20 protein-coding genes and 1 tRNA gene are annotated in these 23906 nt (G+C 55.3%); 9 read left to right on the forward strand and 12 right to left on the reverse strand.

Annotation, left to right across the window (positions count from 1 at the left end):
• Positions 1–23 precede the first annotated feature (23 nt).
• From I6N93_RS15170 to I6N93_RS15185, 4 genes are all read right to left on the reverse strand, one after another.
• Positions 24–971 carry a sce7725 family protein gene (locus tag I6N93_RS15170; protein ID WP_085685665.1) on the reverse strand — a complete coding sequence of 316 codons (948 nt, stop codon included), beginning with the start codon at positions 969–971 and terminating at the stop codon, positions 24–26.
• Positions 972–989: 18 nt separating this feature from the next.
• The gene (locus tag I6N93_RS15175) at positions 990–1838 is read right to left on the reverse strand and encodes a sce7726 family protein (protein WP_085685668.1); all 849 of its coding nucleotides are present in this window, start codon (positions 1836–1838) and stop codon (positions 990–992) included.
• Between the two features lie 201 nt (positions 1839–2039).
• On the reverse strand, positions 2040–3302 hold the full coding sequence (locus I6N93_RS15180) for a tyrosine-type recombinase/integrase (RefSeq protein WP_085685670.1): 1263 nt from the start codon (positions 3300–3302) through the stop codon (positions 2040–2042).
• 219 nt (positions 3303–3521) lie between these two features.
• Positions 3522–3606: transfer RNA gene (locus I6N93_RS15185), tRNA-Leu, on the reverse strand.
• A gap of 200 nt (positions 3607–3806) precedes the next feature.
• Between I6N93_RS15185 and I6N93_RS15190 the strand changes: the two genes are divergently transcribed.
• Positions 3807–5099, forward strand: coding sequence for a DUF445 domain-containing protein (locus I6N93_RS15190; RefSeq protein ID WP_085685672.1), 1293 nt, complete (start codon positions 3807–3809; stop codon positions 5097–5099).
• Positions 5100–5163: 64 nt separating this feature from the next.
• Here the strand turns inward: I6N93_RS15190 and lptG are convergent, their stop codons facing one another.
• Both lptG and lptF read right to left on the reverse strand, forming a co-directional pair.
• Positions 5164–6234: an LPS export ABC transporter permease LptG gene (lptG, locus tag I6N93_RS15195; protein WP_085685674.1), complete on the reverse strand. Its 1071-nt coding sequence runs from the start codon at positions 6232–6234 to the stop codon at positions 5164–5166.
• Positions 6234–7334 carry an LPS export ABC transporter permease LptF gene (gene lptF / locus I6N93_RS15200; RefSeq protein WP_085685676.1) on the reverse strand — a complete coding sequence of 367 codons (1101 nt, stop codon included), beginning with the start codon at positions 7332–7334 and terminating at the stop codon, positions 6234–6236. Before lptF ends, lptG begins: the two co-directional genes overlap by 1 nt.
• Before the next feature lie 284 nt (positions 7335–7618).
• On the opposite strand from lptF, the gene pepA reads away from it, so the two are divergent.
• From pepA to I6N93_RS15220, 4 genes are all read left to right on the forward strand, one after another.
• A complete protein-coding gene (pepA, locus tag I6N93_RS15205; protein WP_085685678.1) occupies positions 7619–9127 on the forward strand; it encodes a leucyl aminopeptidase in 1509 nt (502 codons plus the stop codon).
• A gap of 137 nt (positions 9128–9264) precedes the next feature.
• Positions 9265–9714 (forward strand): DNA polymerase III subunit chi, encoded by a 450-nt coding sequence (locus I6N93_RS15210; protein WP_085685680.1) that lies wholly within the window; start codon positions 9265–9267, stop codon positions 9712–9714.
• Between the two features lie 12 nt (positions 9715–9726).
• Positions 9727–12582 carry a valine--tRNA ligase gene (locus I6N93_RS15215; RefSeq protein ID WP_085685682.1) on the forward strand — a complete coding sequence of 952 codons (2856 nt, stop codon included), beginning with the start codon at positions 9727–9729 and terminating at the stop codon, positions 12580–12582.
• A gap of 283 nt (positions 12583–12865) precedes the next feature.
• Positions 12866–13369, forward strand: a complete 504-nt coding sequence (locus tag I6N93_RS15220; RefSeq protein ID WP_085685684.1) for a GNAT family N-acetyltransferase — start codon at positions 12866–12868, stop codon at positions 13367–13369.
• Positions 13370–13445: 76 nt separating this feature from the next.
• On the opposite strand, the gene rraB is transcribed toward I6N93_RS15220, so the two are convergent.
• On the reverse strand, positions 13446–13865 hold the full coding sequence (rraB, locus tag I6N93_RS15225) for a ribonuclease E inhibitor RraB (protein ID WP_085685686.1): 420 nt from the start codon (positions 13863–13865) through the stop codon (positions 13446–13448).
• 161 nt (positions 13866–14026) lie between these two features.
• On the opposite strand from rraB, the gene argF reads away from it, so the two are divergent.
• From argF to ridA, 4 genes are all read left to right on the forward strand, one after another.
• Positions 14027–15037, forward strand: a complete 1011-nt coding sequence (argF, locus tag I6N93_RS15230; protein ID WP_085685688.1) for an ornithine carbamoyltransferase — start codon at positions 14027–14029, stop codon at positions 15035–15037.
• A 351-nt stretch (positions 15038–15388) separates the two neighbouring features.
• Positions 15389–16324, forward strand: coding sequence for an aspartate carbamoyltransferase (gene pyrB, locus I6N93_RS15235; protein ID WP_085685690.1), 936 nt, complete (start codon positions 15389–15391; stop codon positions 16322–16324).
• A gap of 13 nt (positions 16325–16337) precedes the next feature.
• Positions 16338–16802: an aspartate carbamoyltransferase regulatory subunit gene (gene pyrI / locus I6N93_RS15240; protein ID WP_085685692.1), complete on the forward strand. Its 465-nt coding sequence runs from the start codon at positions 16338–16340 to the stop codon at positions 16800–16802.
• 115 nt (positions 16803–16917) lie between these two features.
• Positions 16918–17304, forward strand: coding sequence for a 2-iminobutanoate/2-iminopropanoate deaminase (gene ridA, locus I6N93_RS15245; protein ID WP_085685694.1), 387 nt, complete (start codon positions 16918–16920; stop codon positions 17302–17304).
• Positions 17305–17426: 122 nt separating this feature from the next.
• Here ridA and I6N93_RS15250 read toward each other — a convergent pair whose 3' ends face one another.
• From I6N93_RS15250 to I6N93_RS15270, 5 genes are all read right to left on the reverse strand, one after another.
• Entirely contained in the window at positions 17427–19022 is a 1596-nt protein-coding gene (locus I6N93_RS15250; RefSeq protein WP_085685696.1) for an ABC transporter ATP-binding protein, read from the reverse strand.
• Complete coding sequence (locus I6N93_RS15255) at positions 19015–19836, reverse strand: ABC transporter permease (protein ID WP_085685698.1); 822 nt, start codon at positions 19834–19836, stop codon at positions 19015–19017. Before I6N93_RS15255 ends, I6N93_RS15250 begins: the two co-directional genes overlap by 8 nt.
• A 47-nt stretch (positions 19837–19883) precedes the next feature.
• Positions 19884–20849 carry an ABC transporter permease gene (locus tag I6N93_RS15260; protein ID WP_085685700.1) on the reverse strand — a complete coding sequence of 322 codons (966 nt, stop codon included), beginning with the start codon at positions 20847–20849 and terminating at the stop codon, positions 19884–19886.
• A gap of 58 nt (positions 20850–20907) precedes the next feature.
• A complete protein-coding gene (locus I6N93_RS15265) occupies positions 20908–22449 on the reverse strand; it encodes an ABC transporter substrate-binding protein (protein WP_085685702.1) in 1542 nt (513 codons plus the stop codon).
• A gap of 67 nt (positions 22450–22516) precedes the next feature.
• Positions 22517–23425 carry a homocysteine S-methyltransferase family protein gene (locus I6N93_RS15270; RefSeq protein WP_085685704.1) on the reverse strand — a complete coding sequence of 303 codons (909 nt, stop codon included), beginning with the start codon at positions 23423–23425 and terminating at the stop codon, positions 22517–22519.
• Positions 23426–23906: the final 481 nt, after the last annotated feature.

The raw sequence follows: 23906 nt of genomic DNA on the forward strand, positions 1-23906 counted from the left end.
TCAAAAACACCTCTTAGAACCAATCACAAAATATGATGCATTAATTCGAAGTGATGTTTTATTGATAGTTTTTTAATATATGCCAGATTCGTATTGTTATTTGGAGTATTGTAAATAGAAATTAATTCATTGCAAGACGTTGACCATGCAAGTATATCTGGCCTTGTATTTTTAATAAACCCATCTAATTTCTCCAAAGCCTCATCAATTAAGATTGCAACATCTTCATACGTAGTTCTCGGATCAGAAAGAAAATGGTGAATTGAAATATCAGGCACAATCAGATTATCATATGTAATATGTATAGCCGCTGTTACCGCTTGTCCACCACCCTCAGAAAAATGATCTCCAACTATAGAGAAATCGCCAAAACCTTGAAAGCCAAGGCTTACATAATTAGCATGTAAATCAGAAAAAAATTCAATTATATTATTTGCATACCCTGCATTTGTAGAGGTACGCCTTAATCCATCTCGAATCAAAACCTTATTAGCCTGACCAAAAGAAGAAATATAGTGAGAACTGCATCCCCCATCAATAAAAACATTATTTAAAAATAAAGGATCGCTAAGTTGAAGGTTAAGCAACTGAGATGGGTTGGAATAACTTCCAAAATGAATTATAGATTTAGAAAATTGTGAATAAGAATTAAAAAAAGCAGCAAGCTGGTTAGCCCCTGTATTATCATCAACAATAAAACCCAATTCAACATTAGGGTTTATATCAATGGAACCCTGAATTAACTCTTCCAATGCACGATGATTATTTTTAATCTCACCACACTTAGGGTTTATAATCAGAATAACTCGCGCATTCTGATTACAAGCATCCCTCAAACAACTGTAAAGATCACGAGTACTTTCTCTTACTGGTTCAACGATAACAGCCATATTTTTCTGAACTATCTTTGAAAGACTTGCTCTAACTGCTAACAACTCATACTGCTTTCCTCTCAAATAACAATAATACACGCCGTATCTCCTTTTATTTTAACATATTGTTTCTCTTATATTTTCCCTTAAACTCAATAGAGATTTCCGGTTTAAGCGAAGATTCAAAAGAGTAGCCAAAAGTGATTGAGGTAAGGCACGGAAATTTTCCTTTTCAAATTTCTCAAGGGATCGGCTTCTCAACATTTCTATCATTTCAGCATATGCAGTTTCGGTACTAAGGTTAAGAAAAACACTTCTACATATTTCTTTTATTTCTGCCGCCCGCCCTGATGGTTTAGCACCTATAATTTTCTCATATAAAGAGATATATTCCGTGGGTTTAAAGCAGTTAAACATTTTATCTTTAGATAGCCCAGAAATATTTGAATTAGCTATTCTTTCATATTTTAAAACATTACAACCACTCAAAGTTATTACGCCTGTATCTTCATCAATCAATGCTAATGCTTGGCTTAGTTTTTGTGCAGGAATGACTAAATATACAAACTCAAAAACTTCTTTATAGACAGTTAATTGCTCATGCAGTCGTTCAAATGAATCCAGTTCTGTTTTTATTTCATATGCAGTTGATGTCTTATTAAAAATCGCAACATCAGCAATACAGCCATTTACTTTGAATTCATTCACATAACTTACTTTGTTGAATTTATGATAACCTTTTATTATTTTTTTTGCTATTTCATTCTTATAAACATACTCATTTCTATATTTCTTCTGCAGCAGCTTGTAAATCTCATCATAAATAAAAAAAATAGGCTTATCTTCCAAATCATTTGAAGGATAACTTCCCCTTAAAATCTCTTTAAACAAATCAGCTCTATTCTTTTGAGCGATCTCTAAAATAACCGCCCTACTAAATATTCTACTAATAGTTTGATAATCCATTGCACTTCCTACTTAAATCCTTAAGCATTACTTAAAAACATTAATAACACTTATACAAAAAGGATTGATTGTTTTTTATATTAAAAAAAGATAAAAATCAACATAATTTTTATTCATGACGACTGCTGTTATACCACAAAAAACACACAACAACCAACTTAACCATCTGATTAATTTAGAATAAAACGAAGTTAATTAAATTTATTTATTGTGAGCTTTCGCGAAATCATAAGCAGTGATACGCCCCTCATAATTAGCATCTAAATAATCCGCCCACCACTGTACCATTAACCGCCGCTCATCCAGATACTCAGAAGTGTGAGTGTAAGCCGCCCGGACATTGTTCCGCTCAGAATGACTTAGCTGACGCTCTATCGCGTCGTCACTCCACAGGCCAGATTCCCCTAACGCGCCTCGCGCCATCGTTCTGAAACCGTGTCCGCAAACTTCGGTTTGCGTATCGTAACCCATTGCTCGCAGCGCGTTATTGACCGTGTTTTCGCTCATCACTTTTTCCGGGTCATGATCACCCGGGAAAAGGCATTTGTTGTCACCGCTAATTGCCTTTAACTGCTCCAGCAGCGCTACAGCCTGACGACTGAGCGGCACGATGTGCTCTTCCTTCATCTTCATGCCACGATAGGAGTAACGCACACCTTTGATCGCTTCCCGCTGTGCCGGAACCCGCCAGTAAGCCTTATCAAAATCAAACTCCCGCCATTGGGCAAAACGAAGCTCACTGGAACGTACAAACGTCAGCAACGTGAGTTCGACTGCGATACGTGTCATCTGGCGGCCACGATAAGCCGCAAGACGTGACAGGAACTCATGAAGACGTTCCGGCGGCAAGGCGGGATAGTGTCGTGCTTTCGTCGTCGTTAATGCCCCGCTCATGTCACTGGCCGGGTTAGAGTCAATATAATCGTTCTGCACGGCATAGCGCATAATCGCCGTAACACGCTGTTGCAGGCGTTGTGCCACATCATGCTTGCCGCTGGCATCCACCGCTTTTATCGGCGCTAACAGATGGCTGGTTTTGAGTTTACGGATATCTGCCGTGCCAATATGCGGAAAAATGTACAGTTCAAGATAACGCATCACCCGTGCGCGGTGATAATCGCCCCAGCGCTTGTTGCTGGCGTGCCACTGCCGGGCGATAGTCTCAAAGGTATACGCCCCCGCAGTTTCAGCCTGTGCCTCTTTTTGTTCAGCCTTTGGGTCAATACCTTGCACCAGCAGCTTTTTAGCTTCATCACGTTTAGCGCGAGCCTCAGCCAGGGTGACTGTCGGCCAAACACCAAAAGCCAGCCGGTCTTCTTTCTTGTCATCTGGACGCCGATACTTCATGCGCCAGTATTTTGAACCGCGTGGGGTAATCTCAAGGTATAAGCCGCCCCCATCCGCCATCTTGTAGGTTTTCTCTTTGGGCTTGGCAGTCTCGACCTGACGGGCATTGAGCTTCATTTTGGGGGCACATATCTTATCGAAGTGGAGATGCCCCCGATTATGCCCCCAACAACCGCTGGATTACAACGGATGCAAAAAGACCGCTGTGGAAAAAACGCACAATCCACCCAGACAATAAAATCAGATTAAATCGTTATTTAACAATGATATATGGAAGTCACTGGACGATAGCGGACACAAAAAAAGCCACCCGAAGGTGGCTTGATTTTTGAATTTTGGTGCCGAAGGCCGGACTCGAACCGGCACGTATTTCTACGGTTGATTTTGAATCAACTGCGTCTACCGATTTCGCCACTTCGGCACGAAGAGGTATGCGGAAAACGGGGGGATTATACCGTGCAGTCGCGTCCGCGCAACCTTAATCCATCAATCCGCGACTGAGTGATGAAAAATTCGTCTTATCCCCGCCCTGCCCGATGACAGCCAGGTCAATCGTTAAGTCTGCGACTTGAATGCATAATCGCTTGGCCTGTTCAGAGCAAAACAGGGTAACCTTAATGCATGAATAAAGAAGCTGAACTGAAACGCGCCAAGCGTCTGGCGCTGTCGTTGCTCGTTCTCGCAGCCGCCGCCTTTGTGATAACGCTGTGTTTGCCGCCCAACTTCTGGGTTAGCGGCGCGAAGGCTATTGCCGAAGCGGCGATGGTCGGCGCTCTGGCTGACTGGTTCGCCGTCGTGGCGCTGTTTCGCAGGGTGCCGCTACCGTTAGTCTCCCGCCATACCGCGATTATCCCGCGTAACAAAGCGAGGATAGCCGACAATCTGGCAACCTTTGTTCAGGAGAAGTTTCTCGATACCGAATCGCTGCTCGCACTGATCCGTCGACATAATCCCGCTCACATCGTGGGGCGCTGGTTGCAGAACCCCGATAATGCCGAACGGCTGGGCGGTCATCTGTTGCAGTTTATGCGTGGCATTTTAGATATGGCAGACGACCAGCGTATCCAGCGTTTCATTCGCCGCGCGGTCCACAAAGCTATCGATAAAGTGGATCTCACCCAGTCCGTCGCCGTTCTGTTGGATAGTTTGACCAAAAATAATCGCCATCAGCAGCTGCTGGACACGCTCATAGAACAACTGTTGAGAATGGTGAACAAGCCATCGACGCGGGAATTTATTGCGGCACAAATCGTCCGTTGGCTGAAACGTGAACATCCGGTCACCGAAAAGATCCTTCCTTCAGAATGGCTGGGTGAACGCAGCGCCGAGGTCGTTGCCAACGCGGTCAACACCCTGTTGGATGAAGTGGTGCGCGACGAGGGCCACGAGCTACGTCAGCACTTTAATCGTACCGTTTCCCGGCTGATCGGACGACTCCGCGCCGATCCGGAAATGACGCAGCAGGCCGAAGCGATTAAGCTCTATTTAAAAAATGACGAGGCGCTAAATCACTATCTGAGCGATCTTTGGGGCGACCTGCGCGCCTGGCTCAAAGCCGACCTCAATCAAAGCGACTCCGCCGTACAGGCCCGCATGAGCGCCATCGGTCAGTGGCTGGGACAAACGTTGATGCAGGATAAAGGTCTGCGGTCGTCGCTCAATCAGCATCTAGAAGAGGCAGTGCGCACGCTCGCACCGGAGTTCGCCAATTTCCTGACTCGCCACATCAGCGATACGGTGAAAAGCTGGGATGCACAGGAGATGTCGCGATTAATCGAACTGAATATCGGTAAAGATTTACAGTTTATTCGTATCAACGGCACGCTGGTAGGGGGAAGCGTCGGGCTGGGACTGTATCTGCTGTCTCAGTTGCCAGACCTGATTGCCATGCTGCGTACTTCAACCACGCTTTAGCCCAGAGATACGGTACAAAAGACAACGGGCCCGCAGGCCCGTTTTAGTCGACAGCAGAGAACGTCTAGCGACGTTTCAGCAGTAGCATCACGCTGATGGCCAGGAACAGAAGGCTCGGCAGCAAAGCCCCCAGCACCGGCGGCATATGGTAAACCAGGCTCAATGGACCAAAGATTTGGTCCAGCACGTAAAACAGGAAGCCGAAGCTGATCCCAATGACGATACGCATACCGGCCGGCACGTTTCTCAACGGACCGAAAATAAACGACAGCGCCATCAGCATCATCACCGCCACCGAGAGCGGAGAAAAAATCTTGCTCCACATGTTGAGCTGGTAACGGCCCGACTCCTGTCCGCTCTGTTTCAGGTAGCTGATGTAGTTATATAAGCCTCTGATGGAAAGCGCGCTCGGCTCCATCGCCACTACGCCCAATTTGTCGGGCGTCAGACTGGTCTTCCATTCACCGCTCAAGGTTTGGCTGCCGCCAATCTTTTTACTGTCGGTGAGTTCGGACGTATCGACCTGCGATAGCTTCCACATGCCGTCCGCAAAGGTGGCGGAGGCCGCATAACGTACCGAAAGCAGCTTACGGTCATCATCAAAGTGATAAATACTAACGCCCGTCAGCTCTTTTTCGCCCACAACCCGCTGGATAAACACGAAATCAGATCCATCTTTGGCCCACATCCCATTCTGGGTAGACAGCATCGAACCGCCGAACATCATCTGCGAGCGGTAATTGCGCGCCATCTGTTCGCCCTGCGGCGCCACCCACTCGCCGATAGCCATGGTCAGCAGCACCAGCGGGATAGCGGTTTTCATGACCGCACCGGCGATCTGCAGGCGAGAAAAACCGGATGCCTGCATGACCACCAGCTCGCTGCGCGTCGCCAGCGTTCCCAACCCCAACAGTGCGCCTAACAACGCCGCCATCGGGAAAAACGTTTCAATATCTTTCGGGACGCTAAGCAAAGTATAGAACCCGGCGCCCAACGCCGAATAACCGCCCTGCCCGACTTTGCGCAACTGCTCGACAAATTTGATGATGCCGGATAGCGATACCAGCATGAACAGCGTCGTCATGATGGTATTGAAAATAGTTCTACCGATATAGCGGTCTAAAACACCAAACATCAGGCCGCTCCTCTTTGTGTCAGGCGGTATCTCAACTTACGCAACGGCACGCTATCCCACAGATTAAGCGCCACGGCAATCGCCACATAAACCGCATTGGTGAGCCACATCCATACCAGCGGATCGAGCTTGCCCTTACCGGCATTGGATCGCAGCGAAGTCTGCAGCAGGAAGAAAATCAGATAGAGCAACATGGCTGGCAGCATGCTCAACACGCGCCCCTGACGGGGATTCACCACGCTGAGCGGTACGACGATAATCGCCATCACCAGTACGGACAAGATCAGCGTCAGACGCCAGTGAAACTCGGCACGAGCGCCGATATCGTCGGAACGCCACAGCGTCCTCATGTCCATCTGCTCAACGTTGTTAGGATCGACGGTGACCGCCTGATGCCCTATCAACGCCTGATAGTCCGTGAAGTCTGTAATGCGGAAGTCACGCAGCATAGCCGTTCCTTCGTAGCGGGTGCCTTTGTTCAGCGTCACAATCTGCGAACCGTCGGCGCTCTGGGCGACGACGCCGCGATCGGCCACCACCACGGAAGGCCGCGCGTTGTCGCGCGGACGCATCTGGGCAAGGAACACATGTTCGAACTCCTTGCCGCTGACGTTACCCACGAATAGCACCGAATTGCCGTCCTGAGACTGCTGAAACTGCCCTTCCGCCAGCGTCGCCATGCCGGGATTAGCTCTGGCCTCGGCCAGCACCTCATCCTGATGCCGAGACGACCAGGGACTGAGCCACAGCACGTTGACTGTCGCGACCACAGCGGTCGCCAACGCCAGCCACGCCGCAGACTTCAGCAGCGCGTTTTTGCTCAGTCCGCATGCATGCATCACGGTGATTTCGCTTTCGGCATACAGTCGCCCAAAGGTCATCAGCAACCCGAGAAACAGACTCAACGGCAAAATAAGCTGTGCCATTTCCGGCACGCCAAGTCCCAATAGGGATAAAACCAGATTAGTCGGGATATCACCGTCCACCGCCGCGCCTAGTATCCGCACTAATTTCTGACAGAAAAAAATCAGCAGCAAAATAAACAGGATAGCCAGCTGGCTTTTAAAGGTTTCCCGTACCAGATATCGAATGATGATCACGCTCAATACGCCTGTGAAAACTTGTCTTTTTGCAGGAAAGTCGATAGTTTTTTCGCTAACTCGCCATTTATACTCATTTGTGGCAACCTTCTCGTCGTAGCTAAACCGGTATTACAACATCCTGCGTTTGGGATGTGCTGTCAGAACCTGCAAAGCCCTATTACAGATTCGCTACGTCGTTCAGGTTAACACAGGTTATGTTAATGCGACGGTGGGAAAGTATGACGGAGTGCCACATTCTAACCGTAGCACCCGCTGTTGTCTTTAAAGATTCAGGAGAGTACATGGAGTTCAGCGTAAAAAGCGGTAGCCCGGAAAAACAGCGTAGTGCCTGCATTGTCGTCGGTGTATTCGAACCGCGTCGTCTGTCACCTATCGCCGAACAACTGGATAAAATCAGTGACGGCTACATCAGCGCCCTGCTGCGCCGTGGCGAGCTGGAAGGCAAAGTTGGCCAGTCATTGCTCCTGCATCATGTACCGAACATCCTTTCCGAACGCATCCTACTGATCGGTTGCGGAAAGGAGCGCGAGCTCGACGAGCGCCAGTACAAGCAGGTCGTCCAGCGCACGATCAATGCCCTCAACGATACCGGCTCCATGGAAGCCGTCTGCTTCCTGACCGAGCTACATGTAAAAGGTCGTAACACTTATTGGAAAGTGCGTCAGGCCGTTGAAACGGCGAAAGAGACGCTTTACACGTTCGATCAGCTAAAAACCAACAAGGTCGAGCCGCGCCGCCCGCTGCGTAAAATGGTCTTTAACGTACCGACCCGCCGCGAACTTACCTCCGGCGAACGCGCCATTCAGCACGGTCTGGCCATTGCTTCAGGCATCAAAGCCGCCAAAGATCTCGGCAACATGCCGCCCAACATCTGCAACGCCGCTTATCTGGCTTCGCAGGCTCGTCAGCTGGCTGACGCCTACGACTACATCACCACCCGCGTTATCGGCGAACAGCAGATGAAAGAGCTGGGCATGAACGCTTATCTGGCGGTGGGACAAGGCTCGCAAAACGAGTCGCTGATGTCGGTGATTGAATATAAAGGCAACCCAGATGCCGACGCTAAGCCCATCGTGCTGGTCGGCAAAGGCCTGACGTTTGACTCCGGCGGCATCTCAATCAAACCCGCCGACAGCATGGACGAAATGAAATACGACATGTGCGGCGCCGCCACGGTGTATGGCGTCATGAGGATGGCGGCGGAGTTGGAACTGCCGCTGAACATCATCGGCGTACTGGCGGGCTGTGAGAACATGGTCGATGGCCGCGCCTACCGCCCCGGCGATATCCTGACCACCATGTCCGGCCAGACGGTGGAGGTCCTGAATACCGATGCGGAAGGCCGCTTGGTACTGTGTGACGCCCTAACCTACGTCGAGCGTTTCGAGCCCGATGTCGTGATTGATATCGCCACGCTGACCGGCGCCTGCGTGATTGCGCTGGGCCACCACATCACCGGCCTGATGTCGAACCACAACCCGCTGGCGCATGAGCTGCTGGGCGCCTCCGAACAGGCCGGCGACCGAGCATGGCGACTGCCGATGCTGGATGAATTTCAGGAACAGCTGGAATCCAACTTCGCGGATATAGCCAATATCGGCGGACGTCCCGGCGGCGCGATCACGGCCGCCTGCTTCCTGTCGCGCTTCACACGCAAATACAGCTGGGCGCATCTGGACATCGCCGGCACCGCCTGGCGTTCGGGCAAAGCCAAAGGCGCGACGGGCCGTCCGGTAGCGCTGCTGTCACAGTTCCTGCTGAACCGAGCCGGCCTGAACGACGTCGAGTAAGGGTACCTACCCGCGCTGACGTTGCATCCGGTGCATCACGACACTTAGGCGATTCCCGCGCAGGCGGGAATCTGCGTTTAACGCAGGCCTTGTCTACCCGCTCTAGTCAGAAACCAGCGACGGAAATTTAGGTCATCATGAAAAACGCAACGTTCTATCTTCTTGAAACAGAAGACCAAAGCGGAGAACTCAGCGCGGTGGAAGCGCTGACCTGCGAGCTGGCCGCCACACTGTGGCGGGCGGGAAAACGGGTGCTCGTCGCCTGCGCAGACGAAGAGCAGGCGCAGCGGCTGGATGAGGCGTTATGGCAACGTCCGCCGCATGCCTTCGTGCCACACAACCTGGCGGGGGAAGGCCCGCGTCAGGGGGCCGCTGTCGAGCTGGCCTGGCCTCACAAGCGCGGCAACGCGCCGCGCGAGGTCCTGATCAACCTGCAGCCGCAGTTCGCAGATTTTGCCACCGCTTTCCATGAAGTGATAGACTTTGTCCCTTACGAAGAATCCCTGAAACAGTTGGCGCGCGACCGCTATAAAACCTATCGCAGCGTCGGCTTCCGATTGACCACGGCTACACCGCCAACCCACTGAATTTTGAGCATAATGGAAAAGACATACAACCCGCACGATATAGAGCAGCCGCTTTATGAGCACTGGGAAAAACAAGGCTACTTCAAGCCAAACGGCGATACCGAGCAAGAAAGCTTCAGCATCATGATTCCGCCGCCCAACGTCACCGGCAGCCTGCACATGGGTCATGCTTTTCAACAAACCATTATGGATACTCTGATCCGCTACCAGCGCATGCAGGGCAAAAATACCCTGTGGCAGGCGGGGACCGACCATGCCGGTATCGCCACGCAGATGGTGGTTGAGCGCAAAATCGCCGCCGAAGAAGGCAAAACGCGCCACGATTACGGTCGCGAAGCCTTCATCGACAAAATCTGGCAGTGGAAAGAAGAATCCGGCGGCACTATCACGCGTCAGATGCGTCGTCTGGGCAACTCCGTGGACTGGGAGCGCGAACGCTTCACCATGGATAAAGGCCTGTCCGACGCCGTGAAGGAAGTCTTTGTCCGCCTGTACAAAGAGGACCTGATCTACCGCGGCAAACGCCTGGTGAACTGGGATCCGAAACTGCGCACCGCCATTTCCGATCTGGAGGTGGAAAACCGTGACGTCAAAGGCGCCATGTGGCACCTGCGCTACCCGCTGGCGGACGGCGCCAAAACGGCCGAAGGCAAAGACTATCTGGTCGTCGCCACCACCCGTCCTGAAACCATGCTCGGCGATACCGGCGTTGCGGTAAATCCGGAAGATCCTCGCTATAAAGATCTCATCGGCAAAGCAGTCATTCTGCCGCTGATCGACCGCCGCATCCCTATCCTTGCGGATGAACATGCCGACATGGAAAAAGGCACCGGCTGCGTGAAAATCACGCCGGCTCATGACTTTAACGACTACGAAGTCGGTAAACGCCACGCGCTGCCGATGATCAATATCCTGACCTTTGACGGCGATATCCGTCAGCAGGCGGAAGTGTTCGACACCAACGGCAATGCCTCTGATGTCTATGACGACGCACTACCGGAAGCCTTCCGCGGACTGGAGCGCTTTGCCGCGCGTAAAGCGATCGTGGCCGCTTTCGACGAATTGGGCCTGCTGGAAGAGATCAAGGCGCATGACCTGACGGTGCCTTACGGCGACCGCGGCGGCGTTGTGATTGAACCGATGCTGACCGACCAGTGGTACGTTCGCACGGCGCCGCTGGCCAAACAGGCGGTGGAAGCCGTGGAAGATGGTCGTATCCAGTTCGTACCGAAGCAGTACGAAAACATGTACTTCAGTTGGATGCGCGACATTCAGGACTGGTGTATCTCCCGTCAGCTGTGGTGGGGTCACCGAATTCCGGCCTGGTACGATGCCAACGGCAACGTCTATGTCGGCCGCGATGAAGCCGAAGTCCGCCGCGAAAACCAGCTGGCGGACGATGTCGCGCTGACTCAGGACGAAGACGTGCTGGACACCTGGTTCTCCTCCGGGCTGTGGACCTTCTCCACGCTGGGTTGGCCGGAACAGACGCCGGAGCTGAAAGCGTTCCATCCGAGCAGCGTGATGGTCAGCGGCTTCGACATCATTTTCTTCTGGATCGCGCGCATGATCATGCTGACCATGCACTTCATCAAAGATGAAAACGGCCAGCCGCAGGTGCCATTCAACACCGTCTACATGACCGGTCTGATTCGTGACGATGAAGGACAGAAAATGTCCAAATCCAAGGGTAACGTCATCGACCCACTGGATATGGTCGACGGTATCTCTCTGGAAGCGCTGCTGGAAAAACGAACCGGCAACATGATGCAGCCGCAGCTGGCGGAAAAAATCCGCAAGCGCACGGAGAAACAGTTCCCGAACGGTATCGAACCGCATGGTACTGATGCCCTACGCTTCACGTTGGCGGCGCTGGCCTCCACCGGTCGCGACATCAACTGGGACATGAAGCGCCTGGAAGGCTATCGCAACTTCTGTAACAAGCTGTGGAACGCCAGCCGCTTCGTCCTGATGAACACTGAAGGACAGGATTGCGGTATACAGGGAGGCGAACGAGTCCTGTCGCTAGCCGACCGCTGGGTTCTGGCTGAATTCAACCGCACGGTGAAAGCCTATCGCGAAGCGCTGGACGGCTACCGCTTCGACCTGGCGGCCAACATCCTCTATGAGTTCACCTGGAACCAGTTCTGCGACTGGTATCTGGAACTGGCCAAGCCGGTCATGAGCGGCGGCAGCGAAGCGGAACTGCGCGGCACGCGGCACACGTTGGTGCAGGTGCTGGAAGCCTTGCTGCGTCTGGCGCATCCAATCATTCCGTTCATCACGGAAACGATCTGGCAGCGTGTGAAAGTGCAGAAGGGCATTGAGGCCGAGACCATCATGCTTCAGCCGTTCCCGGCCTTCGACGCCGCGCTGGAAGACAGTCAGGCGCTGCACGATCTGGAGTGGATCAAGCAAACTATCGTCGCCGTGCGTAACATTCGCGCCGAGATGAATATTGCGCCCAGCAAACCGTTGGAAATGCTGCTGCGCGACAGCAGCGCCGAAGCGCAGCGCCGGGTCGCAGAGAACATGAACTTCATCAAAACACTGGCGCGGCTGGAGAGCATCGACGTCCTGCCCGCTGGCGATAAAGGCCCGGTTTCCGTCGCCAAGCTGGTGGACGGCGCCGAGCTGCTGATCCCGATGGCCGGTCTGATCGACAAGGCCAGCGAGCTGGATCGCTTAGCGAAAGAGGTCGCAAAGATTGATGGCGAGATCTCTCGTATCGAAAGCAAACTGGCGAACGAAGGCTTTGTCGCGCGCGCGCCGGAAGCGGTGGTAGCAAAAGAGCGTGAGAAGCTGACCCACTATGCCGACGCAAAAACGAAACTGCTGGAGCAGCAGGCGACCATCGCCGCGCTGTAAGCAGAATGCCAGCCGCAGTGACCTCCATTCGGCTCATGCAAGGGAGATCGCAAGATCTCCCTTTTTTTAATGCGCAGCCAAGCCCCCCTTCTTAACGCCTCGCCAGCCCGTCAGTGGGGTATCGAAACCCGTAACGCAAGCCCTTGAACAATCTGGGGAGGCGGCCCTGTGCAGGATAATTCCGACGATTGCATTCAAGCCGGATAAAATGTTATTACAATCGATGTTTCCACTTTCCTCATTGGGCCACCATGATTAACTGAAAAGCGAGCATTTGAGCACCATGACAATCGCAACTCCCGTTCAACGTCTGACCCGCCCCATCACCGCGGCCGACAACGCCGCGATGGCTGGCGTGATCCGCCGCGTGTCGGCTGAGTTCGGGTTGACGGCGGACAAAGGCTACACCGTCGCCGATCCGGACCTCGATTCGCTGTTCCAGCTGTACAACCGCCCGCAGTGCGCTTACTGGGTCGTGGAGTGCGGCGACGAAGTGGTCGGCGGCGGCGGCGTGGCTCCGCTGTCAGGGGGAGAGGCGGATATTTGCGAGCTGCAGAAAATGTATTTCCTCCCCATCGCGCGTGGACGGGGACTGGCGAGACAGCTGGCGCAGCAGGCCTTGGAGTTTGGTCGCCAGCACGGCTTCAGCCGCTGTTATCTGGAGACCACCGGCCACCTCACCAGCGCCATTCGGCTCTATGAAAAGCTAGGGTTCCGCCACATTCCCTATGCGTTAGGGTGTACCGGTCATGTGGACTGCGAAGTGAGAATGATCAAGCCGCTGTAAGAAAGGGTTGCCGACGGTGATGCCGCCGGCAACATCGAGAGGCCCGGAGGAAGGGGGCCGTCACGGAGAAGAGGAATTAGTGACGTTTGCCGTCATCATCCTCGTCATAGAATTCGCCTTCATCATCTTCATCAGAGCCGTTAGGGTCTTCGAAGTAGGTACCCCAACCATCGTAATTGACTTCATGACGCTCGGCCAATGACAGCAACTGTTCGACCTGACCGTCGATGATCTCGGCTTTGAGCGACACTTCGCTGATCACGTCGCAACACATCAGCAGTACGCCCTCTTCAACTTCCAGCTCTTCCGCATCCGTGACTTCGTAGCCCAGTTTGAAGGCGTCGACCGCCACCTTTTCCAGATCTTCGAACTTATCGGCGGAGAAGTGATGCTCGATGGTGTAGACCGCGTCAGGATCGCTGCCATCGTCCAGCAACTCTTCAATAATCAGCCGCGTTTCTTCACGCTGCTCTTCCAGCAATTCACGGTTTACCATGACTCAGTCCTCATTAAACGGCGAGATATCGTCGCATTGTCCCACAGCCCCGCACCTGGCTCCACCACAAAGTTTGACCACGCCACTTGAAATTGAATATTTACACATATAAAGTGAATTTTAATTCAATCATAAGTATTGCCCGCACGGAGATAAGTTCAATGAACCCGTTCTATAAACGTCATTTTTTAAGACTGATGGATTTTACTCCAACAGAAATAAGTAGCCTGTTAGCCCTGTCAGCAAAACTGAAATCGGATAAAAAGAGCGGAGCCGAAGCCCGTCATCTGCAAGGGAAAAACATCGCACTCATCTTCGAAAAAGATTCGACCCGTACTCGCTGCTCTTTCGAAGTTGCTGCTTACGATCAGGGCGCGCGGGTCACCTATCTGGCCCCCAGCGGCAGCCAGATTGGTCACAAGGAGTCTATGAAAGATACGGCGCGCGTGCTGGGTCGGATGTACGACGGCATTCAGTATCGCGGCTATGGACAGGAACGGGTTGAAACGCTGGCGGAGCTGTCCGGCGTACCGGTATGGAACGGGCTGACCGATGAATTTCACCCTACCCAGTTGCTGGCGGACCTGCTGACGATGCAAGAGTACGCACTTGGCCGCTCACTGTCCGAGATGAAATTGGCTTACGTCGGCGACGCCCGTAACAATATGGGTAACACCATGCTGGAAGCGGCGGCGTTGACCGGACTGGATCTGCGCCTGATCGCACCGAAAAGCTGCTGGCCGGAAACAGGTCTGGTGGCGGAATGTCAGGCAGTGGCAGAGAAAACCGGCGGCAGCATCACGCTGACGGAAGATGTCGCGACGGGCGTCAAAGACGTCGACTTCATCTATACCGACGTGTGGGTATCCATGGGCGAACCGAAAGACGTGTGGGCGCAGCGTATCGATTTGCTAAAACCCTATCAGGTCAATATGACCATGATTGCGACATCGGGCAATCCTCAGGTCAAATTCCTGCACTGCCTGCCCGCCTTTCATGACGACCAAACCATTCTCGGCAAACAGATGGCCGAACAATACGGCTTACACGGCGGCATGGAAGTCACCGATGAGGTTTTCGAGTCCAAACACAGCATCGTGTTCGATCAGGCGGAAAACCGGATGCACACCATCAAAGCCGTGATGGTCGCCACCCTCAGCCCCAACGTGTAAACCGCAGTTTCATGTCACTGCCGTCCCGGCCTCATGATCGTCCGCCGACGGCAGTCGCGCATACGCAGTCGCAACCGGTTGCTCACAGGCAAAATCTGCGTTTTTCGCTTGAATTCGCCTCTTCCACGCGTATAATTCCGGGCAATTTGCCGGGAGGAACCATGTCCAACGCAGCCATCTTTGTCGGTCATCAACCGCAACTGCCTTCTGGCAGCCACGCCGCGTTTTTACTCCCTGTACACCCTAATTTCATTAAAAAAGCCCCTCGTTGAGGGGCTTTTTTTTGTCTGTCAAAAAGGGCGTCAGGCCGCCAACCTGTCTACCGTGCCGAACCGTTAGGAGAATCGCAAAATGGTCAATCCGCTTTATAAAAGACACATTATCTCGATAAACGATCTCAGCCGGGACGATCTGCTGCTGACGCTGAAAGTCGCCGCCAGCCTGAAAGCGAACCCGCAGCCCGAGCTGTTGAAACATAAGGTGATTGCCAGCTGCTTCTTCGAAGCCTCCACCCGCACCCGGCTATCGTTCGAAACCGCCATGCATCGCCTGGGCGCGTCCGTGGTGGGTTTCGCCGACAGCAGCAACACGTCGCTGGGGAAAAAAGGCGAGACGCTGGCGGACACCATTTCCGTGGTCAGCAACTATGTGGACGCCATCGTGATGCGCCATCCGCAGGAAGGCGCCGCCCGTCTGGCGGCCGAGTTCTCTCAGGGCATCCCCGTCCTCAACGCCGGCGACGGCGCCAACCAGCATCCCTCTCAGACGCTGCTCGACCTGTTCACCATTCAGGAAACCCAGGGACGTCTGGATAACATCAACATCGCCATGGTCGGGGATCTTAAGTACGGCCGCACCGTCCACTCTCTAACGCAGGCGCTGGCCAAGTTCAAGGGCAACCGCTTTTACTTCATCGCGCCCGATGCGCTGGCGATGCCGGACTATATATTAAAAATGCTGGAAGAGCGGAACATTCCCTATAGCCTGCATAACAGCATCGAAGAAGTCGTGCCGGAGCTGGATATCCTCTACATGACGCGTGTCCAGAAAGAGCGGCTCGACCCGTCCGAATACATCAACATCAAAGCGCAGTACATCCTGCATGCTGCGGATCTCGCCGGGGCGCGCGCAAATCTGAAAGTGCTGCATCCCCTGCCACGCATCGATGAAATCACGACCGACGTCGACAGTACGCCCTACGCCTACTATTTCCAACAGGCCGGCAACGGCATTTACGCGCGACAGGCCCTGCTGGCTCTGGTGCTGAACAGCGAACGGGTTCTGTAAGAGAGGAAGACACATGACTCACGACAACAAATTACAGGTTGAAGCCATCAAACGCGGTACGGTGATCGACCACATTCCGGCGCAAATCGGCTTTAAACTGCTGACTCTGTTCAAATTCACAGACACCGACCAGCGCATCACCATCGGCCTGAATCTGCCGTCCAACGAGCTGGGCCGCAAAGATCTGATCAAGATCGAGAACGTTTTCCTGACGGAAGAGCAGGCCAATCAGCTGGCGATGTACGCGCCGCAGGCGACCGTCAACCAGATCGACCAATACAACGTCGTGCGCAAGCTGCACCCGCAATTGCCCGATCACGTTCACGGCATCCTGACCTGCCCGAACAGCAACTGCATCAGCCGTAGCGAACCGGTCACGTCTTCGTTCACCGTGAAATCTCACGAAGGTGAAGTGCTGCTGAAATGCAAATACTGCGAAAAAGAGTTTGAACGTCAGGCGGTGCTGAGCAGCCGCTGAGCGACCTGATAGCAGAAAGCTATTGCCTCGTGAAGCAATTCGCGGGGTAGAATGAGGGTACGTTTCGGGAATAATGGATGCGCAAGCACGCATTCGGACTCAATCAGGAGAAAACATGTCTCGCATTATCAGTACGGAACACGCGCCGGCCGCCATCGGCCCTTATGTTCAGGCCGTCGACCTCGGCAACATGGTACTCACCTCGGGTCAGATCCCGGTCGATCCTAAAACCGGTCTGGTTCCCGACGATGTCTCCGCGCAGGCACGCCAGTCGCTGGAAAACGTCAAAGCCATCGTAGAAGCCGCCGGTTTGAAGGTAAGCGACGTGGTGAAAATGACGGTATTCGTCAAAGACCTGAACGACTTCTCGACGGTCAACGCGACTTATGAAGCGTTCTTTACGGAAAACGACGCGGCGTTCCCGGCGCGTTCCTGCGTGGAAGTCGCCCGTTTGCCGAAAGACGTGAAGATCGAAATCGAGGCCATTGCCGTTCGCCGCTAAGCGCGCCGCACCCTCGCCAATAAAAAAGACGCGACCCGAAAGGCGCGTCTTTTTCGATCCCGACTCCGGGTAATGACCTTTCGAAGCGGATCAGAGAAGCCGCGCGGAAACGCGCTTATCCCTTAATGGGCGCAGCTATCGTTCTCCGCCATGACCTCCTGCAGCCAGCCGCAGCGCATTTCCGGTACGGCGATCAGCAGTTGATGAGTGTACTCGTCAAGCGGCGGCGACAGCGCTTCCTCTACCCGGCCCTGACGGACAATGCGTCCCTGACGTAACACGGCGACGCTGTCCGCGACTTCCCGCACTACGTGCAAATCATGCGTGATAAACAGGTAGGAGACGCCGGTTTCCTGCTGGATCCGCCGCAGCAACGCCAACACATCGCGGGCCACCAGCGGATCCAGCGCTGACGTCGGTTCATCGCAGATAATCAGCGCCGGCTGTGCGGCCAGCGCACGGGCGATGCAAACGCGCTGTTTCTGACCGCCCGACAGCGATGTAGGCAAGCGATGCGCGATGTCGGCGGACAGCCCGACCTGCTCCAGCAGCGTGTCGATACGTGCGCGGCGCGCGGTGGGGCCAAGATCCGTCAGGCAGACCATCGCTCGCTCGATTTGCACGCTCACGGAGAGACGCGGATTCAGCGCCATATCCGGGTGCTGATGAATCATCTGAATCGACTGCAGCTGGCGTCGGCTACGCTTCGCCAGCGTCGCGGGCAGTGATTCTCCCCGCAGACGGATATCTCCCTGGGTGGGCGCCAGCAGCCCACACACCGTCCGCCCGAGCGTCGATTTTCCCGATCCGGATTCGCCGATCACCGCCAGCGTGCGCCCTCGCGCCAAACGGAGCGAAATGTCCTGCAGCACCGGCTGACGCTGATAGCGCGCGTCCAACTTTACGATATCCAGTAGAACCTCGCCATCATCCGGCTGCGGTATTTTGGGTTCGCCGCGCGCCTGCAACAACTGACGGGTGTACGCCTGCGTCGGGTGCGCCAGAATCGCCTCCGTCGCGCCGATTTCTACCTGCCGACCGCGACGCAGCACCATGATGCGCTGGCTCAGCTGCGCCACCACCGCCAGATCGTGACTGATGTAGAGGGCCGCCACTCCAGTCATGCGGATGATGTCGTCGATGGCTTTGAGCACGTCCAGCTGGGTCGTGACGTCCAGCGCCGTCGTCGGTTCATCGAAGATAATCAGCTCTGGTCCCGCACACATCGCCATCGCGATCATCCCCCGTTGGAGCTGCCCGCCGGATACCTGATGCGGATAACGCTGGAAGAAGCTCGACGGGTCCGGCAGCGACAGCTGAGCAAACAGCGTCATCGCCCGTTCGATCGCCTTCCGGCGCGACATTACACGGTGACGCACCGTCGTTTCAATCACCTGCTCACCAATTTTTCGGGCCGGATTGAAGGCCGTGCTGGCGGACTGAGCCACGTAGGCAATGCGGGGACCGCGTATCCGGCGCAGCTGGCGTTCCGACAACGCCGCCAGATCCGACCCCTGAAACCAGATATGGCCGCCCTGAATCTGCATGCCATTGCGGCAGTGGCCGAGAATGGCCTGACCGATGGTGGATTTACCCGCGCCGGATTCCCCAATCAGTCCCAGCACCTCGCCTTTTTTCAGCGAAAACGAGATGTCCTGTACCAGCGTGCTGTCACCCGCCGCCACTTTGAGCGCTTCAACGCGCAGCAGCTCAACCATGTCGACCTCCCTGCCAGCAGCGGCCATCGCGGCTCAGCAGCCAGTCGGCCACCACGTTGAGCGAGATCGCCAGCAGCGCTATCGCCGCGCCCGGCACCAGCGCGGCCCACACGCCGAACAAAATACCGTCTTTATTATCCCGCGCCAGCCCGCCCCAATCGGCAGTCGGCGGCTGGATGCCCATCCCCAGAAACGACAGGGCGGACAGAAACAGCAGAATGAAAATAAAACGCAGCGCGAACTCCGCGATCAGCGTGGTCAGCGCATTCGGCAAGATTTCCCGCCACAGGATCCAACGCATGGATTCGCCGCGCATCCGCGCGGCTTCGATAAACTCCTGCGTCGCCAGATCGACCGCCAGCGCCCGCGCCACGCGCAATACCTGCGTCGCCTCCAGAACGCCCAACACCACAATAATGACGAACAGGCTTTTTGGGAGCAGCGCCAGCACCACCAGCGCCAGAATCAGCGTCGGGATCGCCATCAGCACATCATTGACGCGCGAGACGACCTGATCGACCACTCCGCCGCATACCCCGGCCAAAAAGCCGAGCAGCGTACCGAGGACAAATGCCAGCGCGGCCGCCAGCGCCGTGACGGTCAGCGAGGTCCGCGTCCCCCAAATTAACCGGGAAAACAGGTCGCGGCCCAGGTTATCGGTGCCGAGCCACGCGCGATCCATCGGCCCTAACCATGCGCCGCCGATCACCTGATCGGCCGGAAAAGGCGCGATCCAGGGGGCGAAAACGGCCACCAGAATAAACAGGCCCAGCCCTGACAGGCCGAGTACAACGGAAGGTTTCACAGGAGGCATGTACTCTTATCCATTACCATCGGGACGATCTTGCGGGTCGCGCCGGCTCATCCGTTCGACTGCCGGGAGTGGCGTAAACGCGGGTTAGCCATCAGTGCCACCACGTCCGCCAGCAGGTTCAGCAGAATATAAATGGCGGCCAGCACCAGCGCGCAGTCCTGGATCACCGGGATGTCGCGTTTGCTGATGCTGTCGACCATATACTGTCCGAGTCCGGGATAAACAAACACGTTTTCCACGATCACCACACCCACCATCAGGTAGGCCAGATTCAATACGATCACATTGATGATAGGCCCCCAGGCGTTGGGCAGCACGTGGCGCAAGAGGATGCAGGAAGGCGACAGCCCTTTCAGCAGCGCGGTATCGACATACGCGGCATTCTGGGCGCTGATGAGCGCGGCGCGCGTCATGTTGCTCATATGACCCAGCACCGCCAGCAACAGCGTCATGGCGGGCAGCGCGACGGCGGTTAAGCGGTCCGCGAACGGCATCCCCTCATTTACGCTGCTGTTGCTCGGCAGCCAATAAAGCGTGATGGAAAACACGAGAATCAACAGATAGCCTGAGAAAAACTCCGGCAGCGCCACCGCCGTGCGGGTAAACAGGTTCAGGAGCTGGTCGAGCCAGCTGCCCTGATAACGCACCGATAGAAAACCGATGAGCAGCGCCAACGGCACCGCCACCGCAGACGTGCAGGCGGCCAGAAACAGCGTGTTTTCAAGCCGATAGGCCAACACCGGTCCGACCGGCTGGCGGCTGGTAAAGCTATGACCAAAGTCGCCGTGGGCGATGCCCGACAGCCAGCTGACATAGCGCGTCAACGCCGGTTGCTCCAGCCCGAGCTGAAGATTGAGCGCCTTCACGGCGTCCGGCGTGGCCGTCTGTCCCAGGATGGCGGTCGCCGCATTCCCCGGCAACAGCTGGATCCCGGCGAAAATCAGCGCCGAAACCACCACAATCATCAGCCCGCCCGCCAGCAAACGACGCGAAATCATCGTCAGCAGCGGCATGCGGGTACTTACGCTATCAAGCACGCTCACCTCATTTTACCCGTCGGCCCGGCGATCCTTATGCCAGCCACAATTTTTCTGCGGCGCGATTGCCGCTCAGCGGGAAGCCCGGGATCGCCGTCAGCCCTTTCACGCGTTGACTGCAGGCGTCGAGAGAGTCGGCGTACAGCGGAATGATTTCGCTGCCCTTTTCCACCAGCATCAGCTGAATATCATGATAAATCTGACGGCGTTTGTCTTCATTGACTTCACCGCGCGCCGCCTGCACCAGTTGGTCGAAAGACGGCTCTTTCCAGCCGGATTCATTCCACGGCGCGGTGCTGGTGAAGACCAGCGATAGCAGCGCATCCGTCGTCGGGCGCATAGACCAGTTGGAAGACACAAACGGTTTCTTCATCCAGACATTGTCCCAGAATGCATCGTCCGGCACACGCTCCACCTTTAACGGAATTCCCGCTCGCTGAGCGGAGGCCTGATAGAGCTGGCCTGCATCCACCGCCCCGGGGAATCCCGCATCGGCGACCGACAACACCAGCGGGCCGTTGAATCCGGCTTTCTGCCAGTGCCATTTGGCCTTTTCCGGATCATACGGACGCTGCGGGATGTCTTTGGCAAAGTAGCGGCTGGAGGGGAATACCGGGTTATCGTTGGCAACGGTGCCATAACCGCCCAGCACGGTGTCGATGATCTGCTGGCGATCGATGGCGTATTTCAGCGCCAGTCGGCCGTCCTGCGAGGTGAACGGCGGCAGATTGCCGAGGCCGGGGAACGTGAAGATCTGGCTGTCATGCGACCGCAGCAGTTGCAGATTCGGCATCTTCTCGATGCGACCGACGATGCGCGGATTCACACGGTTGATAAGATGAGCGGAACCACTCACCAGCGCCGCGACGCGGGCGGTGGAGTCGTTCATCGCCAGCGTTTCGACCGAGTCAACATGACCGCGCGCGCTGTTCCAGTGATTCGGGTTGCGTTTGACCAACGTCCGCACGCCGGGCTGGAAGCTTTCCAGGATGAAAGCGCCGGTGCCGATGCCTTTATCGAACGATTCGTTTTCCGGCGTGATGGCAAAATGCACGTCGCTCAGCAGCGCGACGAATTCAACGTTCGGCGCATTTAATCGGATCGTCACTTCGTGCGGGCCGGTCGCTTCCAGCGCCGTAACCGGATCCAGATAGCCTTTCACCGGCGAACTCGACTCCGCGCTGCGGTGGTGATTCAACGAATAGATAACGTCTTTGGCGGTCAGTGTGCGTCCGTCGTGGAACTGTACGCCCTGCCGGATTTTCAGGACCCAGACGCGTCCGCCCTCTTGGCTGTCCCAGGACTCCGCCAGCGACGGGCTGAGCCCGCCGCGCTCATCCAGCTCGACCAGATTATTAAACAGCTGGGAGCCGACGAAATACATGTAGGTTTCGAACCAAAATGCAGGATCGAGTCGGTCGGTGCTGGACGCATTATCCACGCCGACGACCAAATGGCCGCCTTTCTTCGGCGTTTCGGTCGCGTCCGCGCCCCACGCATGGCCGAGCGGCCAGCCCGCAGTGGCGGTGGCCACAGAAAGCGCGCAGGCGTTCTTGATAAAGTGACGACGATTCATGATGTATTCCCCTGTAGTCCCCTGCGCGTGGCGAGAGGTTATTATCGTTATAGACGCCGATCGGGGATTAGTCCCGCTGCGGCAACGCCTGCGCCAGGCGGGCAATATGTTCGGGTCCGATGCCGCAGCAGCCGCCGACCAGCGTCGCGCCCTGCGCCACCCATTCGGCGGCCCACTGCTGATAGCCCTCAGGATGCGTATCAGCGCGCAACCGACTGAGGCCTTCGTTCGCTGCGCGGCGATTGTCTTCCGGCTCGAACGCATTGGCGTACACGCCGATGCCAATGGTCGCGCCCTGCTCGCTAAACTGAGCGCGAGCTTCCGCGACGGCGGGGGCCATGACTTCCGGGCGGCTACAGTTGAACAACAGATTCGCGGCGTCGAGCGCGATAGCGCCTTTGGCTGCCTCGGCGATCGTCTCGCCGGAGCGCAACCGCGCGCGTCCCTGCTCATCCAGTTCATCCCGCAGCGTAAATGAAAGCCACAGTTCGCGCGGGTCGTCCGCCAGCAGCTGACGCACCAGCGTCACCTCGGCCAGCGAACTCTGGGTTTCGGCCAGCCAAACGTCAACGTAGGGATCAAGGGCGTCGATCAACACCCGTAAAATAGGTTCAGCGGCGTCGGCGGAAAACAGATCGGGACGATAAGAGCCCAGCGCCGGAGGCAGCGAACCGGCGACACGCACGGTGTGCGGCGCGGCGTCCACCGCTTCACGCGCCAGCTTGCCAGCCAGCGCCGCCAGTTCATGGCCGCGGCGCTGAAACAGGTCGTCGCCAAGATGGAACGGGACGACGGCGTAGCTGTTCGCCGTAATGACCTGCGATCCGGCGGCGATATAGCTATCATGCACTTGCCGTACATGCTGCGGAGACTCGAGCAGCGCTAACGCCGACCACTCGGGTTGGCGGAAAGGCGCGCCAATCCGCGCCAGTTCACGGCCCATGCCGCCGTCCAAAATCAGCACGTTCTTTGACATCGTCCTTCCTTACTCAGCGAAACTGAAAAATTGGTGGCCCACCTTACAAAAAAAGTCATATAGATGTCTAGAAGCCTTGATAGCTAAAAAGTGGGAGAGCTTCTACGCCTTGCACCTATTTCGCCTTGCCGCCGCTCACCATCATTAGCGCATCACGACGGCAAGACGGCAAGTCCCCAATCCCTACAGAAGCACAGGAAAACCCCGCTTGCCCCTTTGCGCGGCTCAGGAGGGAATGGTCGGTAAACGGCGCAATAAAGAGCACAATCGGCCTGGGATGATGTTCCGCACGAAAGACCCGAGGCGTGAGAATGAAAGCCGGACGACGTGCTGAATCGACGTCGGAAAAAGACGGCTGACAAAGGACGGAAAACCCTCGTTTTTACATGCCTTTTCGGCTGTTTAAAGACGGTTTCCTCCTCCCTTTCTAACGTTTACAAAAAAGGCATCATGCTATTCGTCTCTAATTTAAGCTGTTTAG

Origin of the sequence: Lonsdalea populi (assembly GCF_015999465.1) — a bacterium.
Taxonomy (GTDB): Bacteria; Pseudomonadota; Gammaproteobacteria; order Enterobacterales; family Enterobacteriaceae; genus Lonsdalea; species Lonsdalea populi.

Excerpts from the sequence above, each read along its gene's own strand:
- lptG (WP_085685674.1), bottom strand. The coding sequence starts at position 6,234 with ATGTTTGGTGTTTTAGACCGCTATATCGGTAGAACTATTTTCAATACC.
- ridA (WP_085685694.1), top strand. The coding sequence starts at position 16,918 with ATGTCTCGCATTATCAGTACGGAACACGCGCCGGCCGCCATCGGCCCT.
- I6N93_RS15265 (WP_085685702.1), bottom strand. The coding sequence starts at position 22,449 with ATGAATCGTCGTCACTTTATCAAGAACGCCTGCGCGCTTTCTGTGGCC.
- pyrB (WP_085685690.1), top strand. The coding sequence starts at position 15,389 with ATGGTCAATCCGCTTTATAAAAGACACATTATCTCGATAAACGATCTC.
- I6N93_RS15190 (WP_085685672.1), top strand. The coding sequence starts at position 3,807 with ATGAATAAAGAAGCTGAACTGAAACGCGCCAAGCGTCTGGCGCTGTCG.
- I6N93_RS15260 (WP_085685700.1), bottom strand. The coding sequence starts at position 20,849 with ATGCCGCTGCTGACGATGATTTCGCGTCGTTTGCTGGCGGGCGGGCTG.
- I6N93_RS15270 (WP_085685704.1), bottom strand. The coding sequence starts at position 23,425 with ATGTCAAAGAACGTGCTGATTTTGGACGGCGGCATGGGCCGTGAACTG.
- argF (WP_085685688.1), top strand. The coding sequence starts at position 14,027 with ATGAACCCGTTCTATAAACGTCATTTTTTAAGACTGATGGATTTTACT.
- rraB (WP_085685686.1), bottom strand. The coding sequence starts at position 13,865 with ATGGTAAACCGTGAATTGCTGGAAGAGCAGCGTGAAGAAACGCGGCTG.
- I6N93_RS15220 (WP_085685684.1), top strand. The coding sequence starts at position 12,866 with ATGACAATCGCAACTCCCGTTCAACGTCTGACCCGCCCCATCACCGCG.
- I6N93_RS15210 (WP_085685680.1), top strand. The coding sequence starts at position 9,265 with ATGAAAAACGCAACGTTCTATCTTCTTGAAACAGAAGACCAAAGCGGA.
- I6N93_RS15215 (WP_085685682.1), top strand. The coding sequence starts at position 9,727 with ATGGAAAAGACATACAACCCGCACGATATAGAGCAGCCGCTTTATGAG.
- I6N93_RS15255 (WP_085685698.1), bottom strand. The coding sequence starts at position 19,836 with ATGCCTCCTGTGAAACCTTCCGTTGTACTCGGCCTGTCAGGGCTGGGC.
- pepA (WP_085685678.1), top strand. The coding sequence starts at position 7,619 with ATGGAGTTCAGCGTAAAAAGCGGTAGCCCGGAAAAACAGCGTAGTGCC.
- pyrI (WP_085685692.1), top strand. The coding sequence starts at position 16,338 with ATGACTCACGACAACAAATTACAGGTTGAAGCCATCAAACGCGGTACG.
- I6N93_RS15180 (WP_085685670.1), bottom strand. The coding sequence starts at position 3,302 with ATGAAGCTCAATGCCCGTCAGGTCGAGACTGCCAAGCCCAAAGAGAAA.
- I6N93_RS15250 (WP_085685696.1), bottom strand. The coding sequence starts at position 19,022 with ATGGTTGAGCTGCTGCGCGTTGAAGCGCTCAAAGTGGCGGCGGGTGAC.
- I6N93_RS15175 (WP_085685668.1), bottom strand. The coding sequence starts at position 1,838 with ATGGATTATCAAACTATTAGTAGAATATTTAGTAGGGCGGTTATTTTA.